The organism is Pseudoalteromonas sp. SWN29 (genome assembly GCF_015864465.1).
Taxonomy (GTDB): Bacteria; Pseudomonadota; Gammaproteobacteria; order Enterobacterales; family Alteromonadaceae; genus Pseudoalteromonas.
In genome coordinates, this window is record NZ_JADYXE010000068.1 from 1 (window position 1) to 16760 (window position 16760).

General features: G+C 37.8%; 17 protein-coding genes. 12 read left to right on the forward strand and 5 right to left on the reverse strand.

Translation table 11 applies throughout. The features are described from left to right. Positions 1-257: 257 nt before the first annotated feature. Genes I6F53_RS18585 through I6F53_RS18595 form a run of 3 tightly spaced genes read right to left on the reverse strand, consistent with a single transcriptional unit; the run spans position 258 to position 2571 of the window. A complete protein-coding gene (locus tag I6F53_RS18585; RefSeq protein ID WP_197240707.1) occupies positions 258-1199 on the reverse strand; it encodes a glycosyltransferase family 2 protein in 942 nt (313 codons plus the stop codon). A gap of 19 nt (positions 1200-1218) precedes the next feature. Next, positions 1219-1677 carry an adenylyltransferase/cytidyltransferase family protein gene (locus I6F53_RS18590; protein ID WP_197240708.1) on the reverse strand — a complete coding sequence of 153 codons (459 nt, stop codon included), beginning with the start codon at positions 1675-1677 and terminating at the stop codon, positions 1219-1221. Continuing rightward, complete coding sequence (locus tag I6F53_RS18595) at positions 1678-2571, reverse strand: LicD family protein (protein WP_197240716.1); 894 nt, start codon at positions 2569-2571, stop codon at positions 1678-1680. Positions 2572-2713: 142 nt separating this feature from the next. Here I6F53_RS18595 and I6F53_RS18600 point away from each other — a divergent pair, with 142 nt between their 5' ends. From I6F53_RS18600 to I6F53_RS18640, 9 genes are read left to right on the forward strand one after another with little or no spacing between them, the layout of a single operon-like run. Then, the gene (locus tag I6F53_RS18600) at positions 2714-3730 is read left to right on the forward strand and encodes a hypothetical protein (RefSeq protein WP_197240717.1); all 1017 of its coding nucleotides are present in this window, start codon (positions 2714-2716) and stop codon (positions 3728-3730) included. Beyond that, on the forward strand, positions 3717-4793 hold the full coding sequence (gene pseI, locus I6F53_RS18605) for a pseudaminic acid synthase (protein ID WP_197240722.1): 1077 nt from the start codon (positions 3717-3719) through the stop codon (positions 4791-4793). Before I6F53_RS18600 ends, pseI begins: the two co-directional genes overlap by 14 nt. Next, positions 4790-5530 carry a cytidylyltransferase domain-containing protein gene (locus I6F53_RS18610; protein WP_197240723.1) on the forward strand — a complete coding sequence of 247 codons (741 nt, stop codon included), beginning with the start codon at positions 4790-4792 and terminating at the stop codon, positions 5528-5530. The genes pseI and I6F53_RS18610 overlap by 4 nt, the downstream gene beginning before the upstream one ends. A 1-nt stretch (position 5531) precedes the next feature. Further along, positions 5532-6080 carry a GNAT family N-acetyltransferase gene (locus tag I6F53_RS18615; protein ID WP_197240724.1) on the forward strand — a complete coding sequence of 183 codons (549 nt, stop codon included), beginning with the start codon at positions 5532-5534 and terminating at the stop codon, positions 6078-6080. 1 nt (position 6081) lies between these two features. After that, positions 6082-6321: an acyl carrier protein gene (locus tag I6F53_RS18620; RefSeq protein ID WP_197240726.1), complete on the forward strand. Its 240-nt coding sequence runs from the start codon at positions 6082-6084 to the stop codon at positions 6319-6321. Beyond that, a complete protein-coding gene (locus I6F53_RS18625; protein ID WP_197240727.1) occupies positions 6314-7060 on the forward strand; it encodes an SDR family NAD(P)-dependent oxidoreductase in 747 nt (248 codons plus the stop codon). The genes I6F53_RS18620 and I6F53_RS18625 overlap by 8 nt, the downstream gene beginning before the upstream one ends. Position 7061: 1 nt before the next feature. After that, positions 7062-8405, forward strand: coding sequence for an AMP-binding protein (locus I6F53_RS18630; RefSeq protein ID WP_197240729.1), 1344 nt, complete (start codon positions 7062-7064; stop codon positions 8403-8405). Next, entirely contained in the window at positions 8392-9435 is a 1044-nt protein-coding gene (locus tag I6F53_RS18635; RefSeq protein WP_197240730.1) for a LuxE/PaaK family acyltransferase, read from the forward strand. Before I6F53_RS18630 ends, I6F53_RS18635 begins: the two co-directional genes overlap by 14 nt. Beyond that, a complete protein-coding gene (locus I6F53_RS18640; RefSeq protein ID WP_197240732.1) occupies positions 9419-10552 on the forward strand; it encodes an aldehyde dehydrogenase family protein in 1134 nt (377 codons plus the stop codon). The genes I6F53_RS18635 and I6F53_RS18640 overlap by 17 nt, the downstream gene beginning before the upstream one ends. On the opposite strand, the gene pseC is transcribed toward I6F53_RS18640, so the two are convergent. Both pseC and pseB read right to left on the reverse strand, forming a co-directional pair. Further along, positions 10510-11700, reverse strand: a complete 1191-nt coding sequence (gene pseC / locus I6F53_RS18645) for a UDP-4-amino-4,6-dideoxy-N-acetyl-beta-L-altrosamine transaminase (RefSeq protein ID WP_197240739.1) — start codon at positions 11698-11700, stop codon at positions 10510-10512. The two genes, I6F53_RS18640 and pseC, sit on opposite strands and share 43 nt — an antisense overlap. Positions 11701-11711: 11 nt before the next feature. After that, complete coding sequence (gene pseB / locus I6F53_RS18650; protein ID WP_197240747.1) at positions 11712-12713, reverse strand: UDP-N-acetylglucosamine 4,6-dehydratase (inverting); 1002 nt, start codon at positions 12711-12713, stop codon at positions 11712-11714. A gap of 210 nt (positions 12714-12923) precedes the next feature. Here pseB and I6F53_RS18655 point away from each other — a divergent pair, with 210 nt between their 5' ends. The 3 genes from I6F53_RS18655 (at position 12924) to I6F53_RS18665 (ending at position 16617) form a co-directional block, all read left to right on the forward strand. Beyond that, entirely contained in the window at positions 12924-13709 is a 786-nt protein-coding gene (locus I6F53_RS18655; protein WP_197240749.1) for a flagellin N-terminal helical domain-containing protein, read from the forward strand. A gap of 47 nt (positions 13710-13756) precedes the next feature. Next, on the forward strand, positions 13757-15031 hold the full coding sequence (locus tag I6F53_RS18660; protein WP_197240750.1) for an MBL fold metallo-hydrolase: 1275 nt from the start codon (positions 13757-13759) through the stop codon (positions 15029-15031). Positions 15032-15180: 149 nt separating this feature from the next. Then, on the forward strand, positions 15181-16617 hold the full coding sequence (locus I6F53_RS18665; protein WP_197240752.1) for a sigma-54 dependent transcriptional regulator: 1437 nt from the start codon (positions 15181-15183) through the stop codon (positions 16615-16617). Positions 16618-16760: the final 143 nt, after the last annotated feature.

Here is a 16760-nt window from a genome sequence, read left to right on the forward strand (position 1 = left end):
TATCTCCTAATTGAAATTCAGAAATAGCTTAATCGGTTTGACGAGTTACTGGCAGGTGCACTTTGCTAGACGCTTACTATCAATCTCCTTGTCTAAGTACGAAAAAATCTGTGGACTTTTTAATGGGCCATAGAATAAATGTTCAGGGTTAAAGTGTTTAGAGCTGGTTAGGTTTGTACCTCCTAGCTTCCAAGCCGCAATATCTTTATAATTGTTATTCAGGGCTCTTTGTTCAGTAAATGCGTCAAGTAATGTCATCATAAAAGTGAAACTCGCTGTGACAGATTGCTATCAAGTGACTCGTAAGGAAAGTTAAATCGTTTACAGTAAGTGCGCCACCTTAGTTCAAACTCCAAAAAGCAATCGGGAAAAGAGTGCTGAGATAATGTACAAACTTCTAACAAAATTTCTTTTAATTGAGATATGTTTAATACTTTTTGCTGTTCGCAAAACTTAAAGTAACTGTTTAGTTGATCAACATTTAATTGAATTCTGTAGTGCTTCAAATGTGTTTGTAATAATTCGATACGACGTTGTTTTTGTATATCGGCAAAGGTATTGCAAATAGAGCTGTTGTGTATTCTGTATTGATATAGTGTTTCTGGAATAGATAATATCTTGCCATTTTCTCCACGTATTACACGGTTTAAGAAGTCAAGATCCTCTAAGTGTGTATAGTTTGGATTAAAAGGGTATTTTTGGAACAAGCTTTTGTGTGCTAAAAAGGAAGCATGTGTTAAACAGCACCGGGCAAACAAACTAATAACTTGCGATTCATCGTTAGTGCGTCTGTAGTGCCAGGTTTCAGAGCGTTCTCCAAACAGTTTAATCCAGCACCCAACGAGAATAATACTTTCTTCAGAAGTTATTTTTGTTAATTGCCTTTCTATTCTGGTTGGCAGTGAAATATCATCGCCATCCATACGAGCAATGTAGTCACCTTCAGCAAGCGTAACCATTTCATTAATTGTATCTATTAAGCCTTTATTCTCTCTAGAAATAAACCTAATGCGTTTATCTACAGAAGAGTAGTGTTTAATTATTCCTAGACTTGTATCTGTAGAGCCATCATCAATAATTAGAAGCTCAAAATTTTTATACGTCTGATTTAAAATAGATTCAATTGCAGAATTCAGGAAAGGCGCGCAATTGTAAACAGGCATTAAAATAGATACTAATGGCTGAGCAGATAGATGCATTTTCATTTCCTGTTATAACTTACTGAATTGTATTTATAATTGCTTTGATACCATCAAGCGCTTTTTTAAATTCATCGATTTTGGCTGTATTTAGTATATTGATACTTTGTTTTACAGCGGTAGACGAAATGTTTTCTGTTCTTGGTAAATAGATAACATCACATTGGCTTTTTAAGTGATCAAACTTACCTGCCCAATCATTGCCAATAGCGAATGTACTTACATGGTATTTTTCTATATCAGTTAATTTTTGTTCCCAGCTATATTCTGGAATAGCTAAGTCTACACAATCAATTGCTTCTACTATATCGGCACGATCCTGATATTTATAAATACTTTGTTTGCCTTTCTCTAAATTAAACTCATCTGTGGATACACCAACAATTAAATGATCACCCATTGCTTTTAGTCTACGTAGTAGATTCAAGTGGCCAATATGGAACAAATCGAAGGTACCGTAAGTTAAAATCGTTTTCATCTACTCCCCCTTAAAAACGGTTGCATTACTTATCTGTCCTAAATGCCACTCTTTTTTCGGTGTACGCCAGTCATCACCATAGTGGTCTTGTAGGTAACTCTCAGCTTCCGTAGGGATCATTAGGCTATGAGTTTTAAACGTAATATTTTTTCTATGAAACATATGCTTACTTTTAAAGGTGAAGCCGCGTGATGAAATAACATGGTACATTTCATCGCCATTAATATACTTTATGAAAAAATCAACTTGTGGGAATTCTTTTAAATTTGTTACAGGGCGTAACTTAAAACTGGCAATATCTTTATATTTTATTGTTGCGTAGTCACTTTTGGCGTGATTTATAGCTACTTGCCATGTAACACCAAAGCATTGCTCTAGTTTCGGTATCAGCTTATTGAGTGTATTTAAACACTGTTTTGCATGGGGGTGAGCGATGGCGATATCTAAATCATCATCCCATGGGATTAACTCATTATCACGAACGATCCCTAATAGCGAACCTGCATCAACAAAGTAATCTACCGATTCAAGACTTAAGGCTTTGCAAATAAGGCCAAGTAATTGAGTTGCTCGGGGTTTGGTATTGCTATCTCCAAGCTTTGTTATTTTAATCGCGTGAGCGGGGAGTACTTTTACTTTCTGAGGTGGCAACCCAAGTTCAGTTATAAGCTGCTGTTCTATTTGCTCAAAAAACTCACTGGCAATAAAAATATAATCAAATTTAAAGTGAAGAACCTTTTCAGGGGCATATATGTTCAAACGATTTATTTGGGTTGCTTGTTTTTTAGCATCATTATCAATATAACCCTTTACACTATAGTGAGCTTTTAAAAAGTTGTGTGCGGCGATACCGGCGTCACCAGCACCAAAAATATAGGCTGTTTTTTGTGTCATAGTGTTTGTATTGTTATTTACATATTAAAAATTAAGCAAACTTTAGACTATTTAGACCATTTAGTAAATTTTGCTAGTGTACTTGAATATAAGCTTAACTGAAGGCATAGTCATTTGATAGTTTCTTCGAGCACTTATTTGTATGAAAGAACAAAGAAAAATCGCATTTTATGTAAATGCAGGTCAAGCAATTGGTTTTGGCCACATTATGCGCCAGTTAGCATTAATTGAAGCTGCTTTACTGCAAAACTATCAGATTGTTTTGTTTGCACATGATATTGCTCCGACAGTACTAAAGCGCTTATATTTACTGCCAATAAAAATAGTGTTGTTAGAAGGAAAATGCTTAACAACGCAATTGCATAATACAGAGGCGTTGGTAATTGATGATTATCACTTAACTGAATCGAATTTTGTAAATTTAAAGCAAAGTGTGAGCTGTATAGTTTTGTTTGATGATAATACTTATGAGCCTACTCTAGCGGTTGATTTAATAGTAAACCCTAGCGATGCGTTTGAGAGTAAGCATAATGCATCTATAATATTACAAGGTCTAAGTTATAGGCTGATACGCCAAGAGTTTTTATTGCAATCCCATACTACTTTTCGAAAAAGTGGTCGGGTATTAGTGTGTTTAGGTGGTACTGATGTCAAAATGTTGTCAGCTAAAATATGTCATGCTTTACTGTCGCATTCTGCTGTTGAGCATATTGATGTACTAGCGACAAACTCGATGGCTAAGCAAACTCTCGAAGAATTAAAGAATTTATCGGCTTGTAATCGAATTACACTTCATCTAGATGCAATGAATGTTGCTGTAATTATGGCTCAAGCTGATATATCAATTGCAGGTGCAGGGGGGAGCCTTTACGAGTTGCTCTATTTAGGTGTGCCAACGCTTGCTTTGGTGATGGCCGATAATCAACAGCAAGCGCTTTTATCGCCTTTATGCGGTACTGCTTATATTGGTCTAGATTTGCGCAACAGCGTGCAAAGCATTGAAAATATAACACATCAGGCTTTACTTTTATTACAATCAGCCGATAAGAAAAGTAATTTAAGGCAAGTGGCGAACGAATCGCTCGACGGCAAAGCCGCCACACGTATTTTAGATGCAATTAATCGACTTATAGTGAAAAACAATAATGACTCAATTTGATGTAGGGCAACTACAAAAACACATTACTATTGACGGTATTAAAATTGGTGAGGGTTGTCAGCCTTACACGATTGCTGAGCTTTCTGGAAATCACGGTGGCGATATTAATAAAGCACTTGAATTAATTGATGCTGCTGCTAAAACGGGGGCAAGTGCAATTAAAATACAAACTTACCGCCCAGATACGATTACACTTAACCATGATGGGCCAGAGTTTGTTGTTAAAGATAAACTTTGGAAAGGCCGTACTTTATATGATTTATATGAAGAAGCACATACTCCGTGGGATTGGCATGAAGCGTTATTCGCACGAGCAAAGCAACATGGCATTACACTTTTTTCTTCGCCATTCGACAAAACTGCAATTGATCTGTTAGAAGACTTAAATTGCCCTGCATATAAAATTGCTTCGTTCGAAATTACAGATATAGGTTTGATTCAATACGCGGCTCAAACAGGTAAGCCAATCATTATGTCTACTGGCATGGCCACCCTTGATGAAATTGAAGAAGCTGTGACTGCGGTAAAAGAAGCTGGTGGTAAACAGTTAGCAGTTTTACACTGTGTCAGCGGTTACCCTACACCAATCAATGACTGTAATTTATCAACACTTGCTTATTTAAAACAGCACTTAGCACTTCCTGTTGGTTTAAGTGACCATAGTCTAGCCGATACTGCTGCGATAGCATCAGTTGCACTGGGGGCGAGTATTATAGAAAAACATTTTAAATTAGAACATGATACAACAAGTGTTGATGCTGCGTTTTCATTAAGTCCTAGTGCTTTTAAAGCGATGGTTGATGCTACAACAGCGACCTCTAGCGCGCTTGGTGAGCCTAGCTTTCGCTTAGCGAAAAGCGAGCAAGATAACGTCGCATTTAGACGTTCTTTGTATATAGCGCAAGATATTAAACAGGGTGAGTTATTTACTGAAACAAATTTACGCTCAGTTAGACCCGGCCTTGGTTTACATCCACGTTATTTAAACTCAATCCTAGGTAAGTCTGCTAGTAAGGTATTGAATAAAGGTAGTGCGATGAAGCTGGAGTATGTTCAGCAATGAAAGTGATCGCATGCTCACAAGCTCGGTATGATTCCACACGACTGCCAGGCAAAGTGTTACAAACTGTCAATGGCCAATCGTTGTTGCAATATCATATTACACGTCTTAAATTATCGAAAAGCATCACGGAACATGTAATTGCAACGAGTGATCATAATAATGACGACGGTGTTGCTGTGCATTGTTTACAACAAGGTGTCAGGGTTTTTCGCGGTAGTAAGCTTAATGTGTTACAACGTTTTGCTGATGTTGTGCAGATGCTTGCCTTGGGTGATGATGATCGTATTGTACGTTTGACTGCCGATTGTCCGTTAGTGGATGCTCAACTTGTCGATCAATTAATTGCTTATCATCTTGAGCGAGGAGATGATTATTCAAGCCTGTACATTGGCGAACATATTCGAGGTTTTGATGCTGAGGTAATGTCGGTTAAGGCGTTAAAAAGGGCAGCAAAGAATGCTATAGAAGAGTTTCAAAAAGAGCATGTAACTCCATACTTGTATCAGCACCCAGAACTATTTCAAATTAGTCAATTTAAAGTTCCGTGCGATTACCAAAACAGTGCGCGATTATGTATTGATGAATCCAGCGATTTAGAGATGTTTACACAACTAGTGATGGCTTACCCTGGTGAGATTAGTTCTGCGCAGTACATCAATATTTTAGGCTTTTTAAAACAATACCCTGAAATTACTATGCTCAATCAAGATGTAAAACAAAAAAAGTTAGGAGAGTAACGTGCGTCTTTCTCGATTAGCAAATTATGCAGTACAGCTAAGTGAAGTGAAAGCAAGTGATTGTGAGCGCGTTTGGCAATGGCGAAACCTTGATCATGTTCGAACTCAAATGAAAAATAGAGATGCTATTGAATGGGAACATCATCAACAATGGTTTAATGTGATGCTTGCGGATTGTAATCAGCAACACTTTATAATTAATTATAAAACCACTGCAATTGGTGTCATTAATATTCATGCAGAGCAAAACCTTGAAATGGTCGAGTCGGCGAGTATTGGTATTTATATTTCTGATACACAATACCTGAATAATATACTGGCCTTTGCACCGTCTTTAGTTATGTTGGATTATGCGTTTAATGATTTGAATATTTTATATTTAAACTCAGAAGTAAGACGGGAAAACCAGGCTGCAATTCGCTATAATCAACAGCTTGGCTATCAGCTCTGCGAGCACCCAAGTGATAATCATATGCTCAACATTTCACTCAACCAATCAGAGTTTGAGCAAGCAACAACTAAAATAAAGCACTTTTTAAATCGAGGTTAATGTGTCATTAGAAAAGCTCACCACTGCATTTGTTAATATATTAGAGATTGTGCCGGAAGAAGTGTGCAATGAACTTAGTTATTCTGAGCATCCTACATGGGATTCGATGAGTCATATGATGTTGATAGCAGAGCTAGAAGGCGAATTTGATATTATGCTTGATACAGATGATATTATAGATATGAGTTCGTTTTTAAAAGCTCAGCACATTTTAGCTAAGTACGGAGTGTCATTTGACTAACACAGTAACTTATACGCTGATCACAGGCGCTAACAGTGGCATAGGGTATGCCACTGCGAGTAACATTGTGGCGCAGCACAAAGCTGTAATTTTAGTTGCTCGAAGTGCTGAAAAATTAAATATGGCGAAAGAGCAATTATTATCAAGCTATCCCATGGCTGCCATACTCACAGAAATTACTGATGTAAGTGACAGTGCTCAGATAAAACAACTGTTTAGCTCGATTTCACAACAGAAGATTAATATTGAAGGGCTAGTACATTGTGCCGGTGATATGCTTGAAGCACCATTGATGATGAGTCGCGATACACAAATTGATCAACAATATCACATACATTTAAAAGCGGCTTTATTACTTTGCCAAGGCGCTAGTAAGCTTATGCTTCGTAAAAAACAAGGGAGTATAGTGTTAATTAGTTCTGTTGTTGCAGAGCAAGGAGGTAGCGGACAAGTTGTTTATGCGAGTATGAAAGCCGCTATAAAAGGGTTAGCTACAAGCTTAGCACAGGAGCTTGGAAGTTATAATATTCGGGTTAATGCTCTTGCCCCGGGAGTTATCGAAACACCATTAGTGGCTCATTTTGATGATGAAAAGAAACAACAACTCAGTCAACGTACAGCTCTTAAACGTTTAGGGCAGGCAGGAGATATTGCTCACGTAGCGGCATTTTTGTTAAGCAGTCAAGCTGCTTATATTACAGGCCAAACAATTGCAGTTGATGGCGGATTAAGGTTGTAATATGGCTGGAATGTTCTGGCAACTAACAGCGAAAAATACTCAAGGGCGACTGATTTATAATGATCAGGTAATTGATTATATAGAACTTGAGCAGAAAATAAGTGATGTTCAACACATATTACCAATTGAGCGCGAATTAATTGCACTGGTTGCAAACTCTTCTCTTAATTTTATTGTTTATTACTTAGCATTATTAAGAACGCAGCATGTTGTTCTTTTAGTTGACCCATCATTAAGTGATACTGAAAAACATGCTTTATACGATCACTATCAAGTTAACGCTATAATTACAGAGCAAACTATTCAGCCGTTTAGCTTGTGTAAACATCAACTAGCTATTGAACTAAGTGTGCTTTTATCTACAAGTGGTTCAACTGGTTCGCCAAAACTGGTGAAGTTAAGTAAAGCAAATCTTACTGCTAACTGTGCTTCAATCTGCGAGTTTTTACCGATAAAAAGCAGCGATGTGGCAATGACGTTTTTGCCACTGTCATATTCGTTTGGATTGTCTATTTTACATAGCCACTTAGCGCGGGGAGCTACTATTGTTATACAAAATGAGAGCCCAATGTCAGCACGCTTTTGGCAGCAGTTTCAAAAATTTAAAGTAAATAGCTTTTACGGTGTGCCATTTAGTTTTCAGCTACTGATACGCTTAGGGTTAGAAAAGCTACCCTTGCAGAAAATTCGCTATATGGCGCAAGCTGGCGGAAAATTACTTGATAAGCAATGGCAGGCTCTTGCACAGTACACACAGGCTAATAATGTTGAGTTTTATACTATGTATGGACAAACGGAAGCCACTGCGCGAATAGCCTATCTACCTGCTGAGCATTTTGTTGAAAATATAAACGTGATCGGTCTTGCTATCCCCAATACATCGCTGCATCTCATTGATGAAGAAGAGCGAGAAATCACTGCGCTTAATACATCAGGTGAGTTATGTATGGTCGGCGATAATGTATTTGGTGGTTATGCGACAATAAGCACAGAGTTGAGCTCATTTTCGCAAAATTTACCACTCAAAACCGGCGATATTGCACAGCGTCTTGAAAATGGTTTTTATCAAATAGTGGGTCGCTCTAAACGTATTTGCAAACTTGCGGGGAAGCGCATTAATCTTGATGAAATACAAAGCTGGATAAGTACTGAGCTTGCGTTAGAAATTATTTGCACAGGCTGTGAGGATTCTTTTATCGCTTATGTCAGTGAGCAGACTAACGTTGATATAAAAAAACTTCTAGCAGATAAGCTTAAATGTCATAGTCGTTTAATTAGTGTGGTTCATTTGAAAGCTATTCCTAGGCTTAGTAACGGTAAGGTGGATTATCATGCACTTAACTGATGAACAGTTGCGTGAATTACCTGTGTATGGTTTAGCAAAAAGTGAAAAACAGGCGTTTTTAAATACCCAACTTACGTTTTTAGATAGTTATCATAAACAACATTGTGAGTATTATCAGCGTTTACAGCAATCATTTTCAGATACAATGCCATTAGCTGTGCCATTATTTAAGCAGTTTTTGTTATCCAGTATAAATGCAGATCAACAACATCGTTTATTAACTTCCTCTGGCACTAGCGGGGCTGTATCTAAAATATCATTAGATGCACAGACTGCGCAGTTACAAAGTAAAATTTTGACAAAAACATTGCAACATTGGTTAGGTAAACAACGTTTACCTATACTAATTATTGATGCGAAACAGACGATACAAAAAAAATCAGCAATGTCCGCCCGCGCAGCAGGTATTCAAGGCATGTTGTTTTTTGGACGTGATCCGCACTTTGCATTAAATGATGATATGACTTTAAACATATCTGTAATTGACGCTTTTTTTGAAAAATATAGTACAACGCCAGTTTTTATGTTTGGTTTTACTTTTATTGTTTGGCAGCAATTTATCCAAGGGCTAGCGAAATGTAGTAAAAGTGTTAAATTTGAACAAGGAGTTTTACTGCACGGTGGTGGCTGGAAAAAAATGCAACAACACGCAGTGACCAATAAGGCATTTAAACAAGCCGTTGCAGAGCAACTCGGCGCTATTAATGTACATGATTACTATGGCATGGTGGAACAGACGGGTACGATTTACATAGAGTGTGAACATGGCTTTTTACATACACCTGCCTGGTCTGATATCACTATAGTTGATGCAGCCACACAGCAACCTTTACCTTTTAATACACAAGGGGTCATTCAAGTTGAGTCTGTACTTGCTAAAAGTTACCCTGGGCATCGTTTACTAACTGAGGACATAGGCACTGTGCATGGAGAAGATAACTGCCAATGCGGTCGATTGGGTAAATACTTTACAGTACATGGGCGGTTAACTAAATCACAAGTAAGGGGCTGTAGTGATACCTTTATTTAAACATACCTCATTGCAGCAGTTACAGGGGGAGTTCACGCTATTATCAGCGCAGGCAGTGCCGTTTCACGATGATATTATTGCTGATATTGCCGCTTTCTCGCAGTTTTTGTTGAAAAAGCAGCAATCGAATGGAGTATCAGCATTGGGATTTTGGTGTCGAAAGGCAAATTTACTTGCCATGAAAGAACACTTTATAGCTCTAGAGCATAGCCAACCACGAGGAGTGGTTTTTCATATAACACCGGCCAATGTGGATACAGTATATTTCTATAGTTTATTACTGAGTATGCTCTGCGGTAACTGTAATATAGTGAGGATCAGTGATCGCAGTGGTGAGCAAACTTATCAGTTGATAGCACTGCTTAATGAGTTTTTATTGTTGTACCCTAACTCAGTATTAAACTCATTGTGTGTTATCGTATCTTATTCAAGTGATACGCAGGTAATCACTGAGCATTTTAGCGAACATTGCGATATGCGCATCATCTGGGGGGGCGATGATGCAATAGCAAAAATCAATCAACAAGCGCATGTTCAACATCAAGTGTGTTTTCCAGATCGTTATTCGTTAGCCGTTATTCGTCTTACGACAGAAGCGGATATTGACCTTGCTGTATCACGCTTTATTCGTGATTTTAATGCTTTTTCACAACAAGCTTGTTCTTCACCTAAAGCTATCTTGTGGTATCAGACATCATCAGAGTTACAGCATCTATTCTGGCAGGCACTTCGTTTAGCTCTTAGCCAAGGTGAACCGCAGTTTAGTCAAACAGCACAAGCAAATCGCTTATACCATTTACAACAGTTGATTTTACTCGCAACTATTAACATATTGGCTATCAATAAATATCACGAGTTTATGCACTGTGAGTTAGTTGAATTTTCACCAGATATGTTATTACATCATCAGGGGGATGGTTTGGTTTTGTCTTGCCAGATACAGCGATTAGATTTAGAAAAAACTGATAAATTGCAAACTATTAGTTATTTTGGATTAAACACGAGTGAGCAGAACCAACTTGCCACAACGGCAATTAGAGCTATCGCTTTAGGGCAAGCATTAACATTTGATCATTATTGGGATGGCGTGGATTTATTAGCTGAGCTGAGTTGTTGATAAAGACTTTTAACTGTATTTTTAACTGTGCTAATCTCTTGCGCAGTAAGTGTTGGGTGTAAAGGTATAGTAACTACCTTTGAGTAGTATTTCATCGCATTTGGGAAAGCTGACTTATCAAAGCCCAACTGTTTATAGAAAGGTTGTAAAAATATTGGAATATAGTGTAAATGAGCTTGTATGCCCTGAGCTCTAAGTTGTTTTATCATCATAGCTTGCAGCGCTTGATTGCTAAATTCTAAACGCAAAATATACAAATGATAGCTGCTGTAACAATCTTCAGTAACTAACAGTGATTGCATATTTTGCTCAGTAAAAAATTTATCGAATTGTTTTGCAATGATATTTCGTGTTTTTACAAAACTGTCGAGTCGATTAAGTTGACTTAATCCAAGCGCAGCGTGTAGTTCAGTCATTCTATAATTAAAGCCAAGCTCTATTTGCTGGTAATACCAAGGTCCATGGCTTTGTTCAGTCATCTCTGCAGGATCTGATATGATACCATGGCTTCTTAAACGCCTTAAACGCTTTGCTATTTCTTGATTATTTGTGACAGCCATCCCGCCTTCAGCAGAGGTGATAATTTTGACTGGATGAAAACTAAAAACAGTGATATCCGAAAACTGACAACAGCCTACAGGTTTATTTAAGTATTTAGCACCAATAGCATGAGAGGCGTCTTCTATAATTTTAAAATTATATTCTAGAGCAAGCTTATGAATCGATTGCATATCACATGATTGACCCGCTAGATGAACAGGGATCACCACTTTAGGCAAACAGTTGCTTTGATCTGCAATAATTAATTTCTTTTCAAGTTCAACAACTGACATGTTGCCCGTTGCTAAATCAATATCAACAAAATCAATTGTTGCGCCACAATATAAAGCACAATTTGCTGATGCTACAAAAGAGATAGGAGATGTCCAAACCGTATCGCCTTCACCAAGGCCTAAAGCTAAGCAAGCAATATGCAAAGCTGATGTTGCGCTATTGGTTGCGGATGCAAATTTCACCTTGCAGTATTGTGCAATCGCTTGTTCAAATGCAGGAACTTTTGGACCTTGTGTTAACCAATCTGATTTTAAAACATCTATAACAGCGTCAATATCTTGTTGTGAAATTGATTGCTTACCATATGGGATCATTATTTAGCTTCTTAAATTAATGCTTCAATGTTAAAGGCTTTTATTTCTTCAAGTGACATAAAGTGTGGGTTGCTTAAAGAGTTATATTCAAAACCTTGTTTTACTTTGTTGCCTTTCTCCCCTAGTGCGTTAACCGTAAAATCATTACTGCGGCTACTAAACTTTATTCCTGGGGCTATTAAGAAATGATCTTGATATTCATACGTCTCAAAGCATAGATCAGCAGGACACATAACTTCATGGAGCTTTTCTCCAGGACGAATCCCGATGTTTTTTTGCGGAAGATTTGGTGCCATTGCTGTTGCTAAATCAGCAATACGTATTGATGGGATTTTAGGCACGAAAATTTCGCCACCAAGCATACGTTCAAAGTTAGTTAAAACAAAATCAACGCCTTGTTGCAAGCTAATCCAAAAACGGGTCATTTCTTCATGAGTAATTGGGATATGGTCGCGACCTTCATCAATAAATTTTTGAAAAATAGGCACTACAGAGCCTCGTGAACAAACCACATTACCATAACGTACCACAGAGAAAGTAGTACGGTTACCACCAGCTATATTGTTAGCGGCTACAAATAGTTTGTCTGATGCCAATTTTGTAGCGCCATATAAATTAATTGGGTTAGCGGCTTTATCGGTAGATAGAGCGATAACTTTTTCAACATCGTTGTCCAGCGCTGCATCAATAACGTTTTCAGCGCCATTAATATTGGTTTTAATGCATTCCATTGGGTTATATTCTGCTGCTGGTACTTGTTTAAGTGCGGCTGCGTGAATAACAAAATTTACACCGCGCATAGCTCTAATTAAGCGGTCTTTATCGCGGACATCGCCAATAAAATAACGCATACAGGGTTGATCGAACTCTTGTTGCATTTCAAATTGTTTTAGCTCATCACGTGAAAATATAATGATCTTTTTCGGGTTATATCGTTCAAGTAAGGTTTTTACGTATTTTTTACCGAATGATCCGGTACCACCGGTAATTAGAATTGTTTTGTTATCGAACATTGTTTTATCCAAGTTATTTATCATTGGCGTAGTTATATGTAAAAGTTAAATACGCAAAAAGTGAAATTTAATACACAACTCAGTACTTTACCTACTAACTAAGTATGTTAGCAAGCTCGATGCCAAGTTAATTTAGTTTAAACATGGTACAAAGTATAAAATTTGGCAAATTAAGCTATAATTTAACCATTCAGTGTGTCGGAGCCTGTTATGAAAATTCAATCACCAGCAACTAACTTTTTAAACCAAACGCAGCAAACCAGCAATAAGCTTGCAGAGCAACTTACTACAGGTAAAAAAGTAAACTCTGCGGCCGATGACGCCGCTGCGTTACAGATTATAGATCGTTTGACCTCCCAACAAGACGGGTATGGGCAAGCCGTGAGCAATGCTTATGGTGGCATTTCTTACTCACAAGCAACAGAATCTAATTTATCTGGGGTTAATGATTCCGTGTTACGTATTCGTGAACTCTCTATTCAAGCAGGTAATGGGGCGCTTAACGATAATGACCGAGCTGCTTTACAAGATGAAGTGGTGCAGTTACAAAGTCAAATCACAGAAACGTTTGAAAATGCCTCTTTTGGCGGTAAACCTTTGTTTGATGGTCAGTCAGTATCGTTTCAAGTTGGGGCAGATGCAAATACTACGCAAAGTGTAACCCTTGGTAATGGCAGTATTGCTAGTGTGATTGCGGGGATTGATATCTCGACCCAAGCTGGCGCACAAACAGCGATTGATATTAGCGACCAAGCTGCGGATGAAATTAATAGTCAGCGTGCAGAGCTTGGTGCATTTGAAAATACGCTTTCAAGTACCATTCGTGGATTGGGTGAGCAAAATGAAAATATTGCTGCAAGTAAAAGTCGAATTCAAGATACCGATTATGCACAGGCTATCTCTCAGAAGATATCTAACGATATTTTAGTTCAAGCATCCATAGCACTTCGCGGGCAAGCAAATCAATCTGCAGAGTCAATTTTAGGTTTATTATAATATAATGTAGACTTCTTTCTTAGTTATTTAATCAGCAAGAAGTCTTTATGAAAGTTCGTTATATTTATAGTGCTTGTATAGAAATTGAGACAAAAGATATCAGAATACTAACTGATCCTTGGTTTACACCGGGAGCATATGATGGAGCTTGGCATCAGTTTCCTTTAATAGATAATCCACTCGAAATCATAAATGAGCCGGATATTATCTATATTTCACATATTCACCCAGATCATTATGATCCTATTTTTTTGCATAAAATATTTGCTAAATATGGCAAAAAGCCAGTGATAATTCCTGTTTTTGAGAATAATTATCTATTATATAAAGCAAAGGCCGATGGGATTGAGGTAACCCCAATAGAGCATAGTTTATATGGAGATACGCATTTATATGTGGTGCCAAATATACATGGTTCTGCTTCAGACATAGACTCGGCTTTATTTGTAAGTTGTGATGGTGTAAATGTCTTGAACTTGAATGATTGTATAGAATCGGCACAGCATACAGCAAAACTACACTCTATTATTTCAAGGCACTGCTCAAAGTTGGATTTGTTAGCTCTTGGGTATACTGGAGCTGGACCTTTTCCTCAAACCTATTATGACTTAGCTGATCCTGAGTTAGAATTTAAAGCAGAACAAAAAAAGCAGCAATTCTTTAAACGTTACCGGGATTACACAAAGTTATTTCCAGCTAAAAATCATCTACCATTTGCTGGTAAATATTTGTTAGGGGGGAAACTAGCTAAATTGAATGATTTTAGAGGGGTTGCTGATGCATATGAAATAAAAGCATTTGATCCTAAAGCTATTATTTTAGCTGATAAAGGTGAAGGCGGGATAGACTTACAAACTGGTGAGCTATCAAAGGAACGAAAGCAGTGTTATTCGAAAGAAGATTATGAGGCGCGAAAGTTAGTACTTCAAGCTGAGTTACTCGATTATGAAAGTGAAATATGTATCCCATATGAGAAGATAAAATTCTCAAAACTTGTTCAGAGTAGTCTTGTTAACGCGATTAGGAAGTCCGAAAATTTAGTAGATTATTTTTTTGTTTTTAATATTATGGCTGGTGACAAAATAAGAGAAAAACTTGTTATTAATACTCGTAAAACAAGTGCTGCAATCTTGCTACCTCATTCTGACAATCTAACACCAAGAAGTGAATATTATGTAGACTACAGACATTTTTTTGGTTGTTTAACAGGTATTTATCATTGGAATAATGCTGAAGTTGCAAGCTTTTGTAATGTACGTAGAATCCCGAATATTCATAGTTCAAAAGCACAGGCATTTTTAAACTTTCTCTCGATTTGTTAACAGGTAGCTCTTAAGTATTACTTATAGTTAATTTAACGGCAGTTTTTTGGCAATGATGTCAAAAAACTGCCGCAATCACTTGCATCCATTCTGAACTGGCTTACAATTTAACTAATTATACAAATTAGTGAAAGTACGGCTCGCTAAATATGATCTTGATTTTAGATAATAATAACAACCGCGCAATAGGATTAAATGCTTCACTTAGCTTTATTGGTGAAGCTGTTCAACTATTAAGCGAAGACTGCTTTGAACAAGAATGCAAAAAATATCAGCAGCAAGAATGCATGATTATTTTAGGAGCGTTGCAATCACTTGACCATGAAAGCTTAATTAAACGCTACCCAACATTACCGTTTTTATTAATTGGCGAAACGCTAAAACCACTATTAAGTATAGCTAATGTAGTGGGGCTTATTTGCGAGCCATTTAATCACGAAGTGACAACTCAGTTACTTCACGATTGCCAGCAGTATCAGCGCATGCTGCCTAATGAGCATAAGCATACTAAGCCACATAAAATCTTTGATGGACTTGTTGGTGAAACAGAAGCCGTAAAAGATGTTCGCTTTTTAATTGAACAAGTGGCAAAAACCGACGCTAATGTTTTAATTTTAGGCGAATCAGGAACAGGTAAAGAAGTAGTTGCCCGTAATGTACACTTGCTTTCAAAGCGTATTAATGGACCGTTTGTACCGGTTAACTGTGGTGCTATTCCGGCAGAGTTGCTCGAAAGTGAACTATTTGGCCACGAAAAAGGCGCGTTTACGGGTGCTATATCGGCGCGTAAAGGGCGGTTTGAACTTGCTCAAGGTGGAACGCTATTTTTAGACGAAATAGGCGACATGCCACTGCAAATGCAAGTTAAGTTGCTGCGAGTATTGCAAGAACGCAGCTACGAGCGTGTTGGTGGTACAAAGGCTATTCAGGCTGATGTACGCGTTATTGCGGCCACGCACCGTAATCTTGAAACAATGATTGAAGAGGGGAGTTTTAGGGAAGATTTATATTACCGCTTAAATGTATTTCCTATCGAAAACCCATCGCTGAGTGAGCGTGCTGATGATATTCCGCTGCTTTTAAAAGAGTTAATGCGCCGTGTTAACGACCAGACTGGCTCTACCGCTAAGTTTACAGAGCGCGCAGTTGAGAGTTTAAAAGAACATGCTTGGCCTGGTAATATTCGTGAGCTTGCTAACTTAGTGGAACGTATGGTTATTATGTTCCCTGAAAAAGTGGTCGATATTCCCGACTTGCCTAATAAGTATCGTTACATTGAAGTTGAAGCCTACGAGCCTGAATACCCTGAAGAGTTAATGGAAAAAGACGCCTTTAACGATATATTTAGCACCGGTTTTAGCGATTACGAAAGTGAGCCTGACGCTGAGTTTAGCCAAACGGGTAGTGGGCTGTTGCCTGATGATGGCATTGAACTTAAAGATTATTTAGCCGAACTTGAAATTAGCTTAATAACCCAAGCGTTAGAGCGCTATGATTACGTTGTAGCTCGCGCTGCAGAGATATTAGGTGTACGCAGAACAACACTCGTTGAGAAAATGAAAAAGTATAATCTTTCACGAGATTAGGGCGTGTTGATCTTTGCGGTATAAAAAACAAACAGCATGAGAATAAGGTATAATTGAATTCGCTAAAAAACGTTACACCGAACCCTCATGCCAAGATTAATGTTAACAGACGCGACATGGAATGTCTTATCAAAAGTAATGCA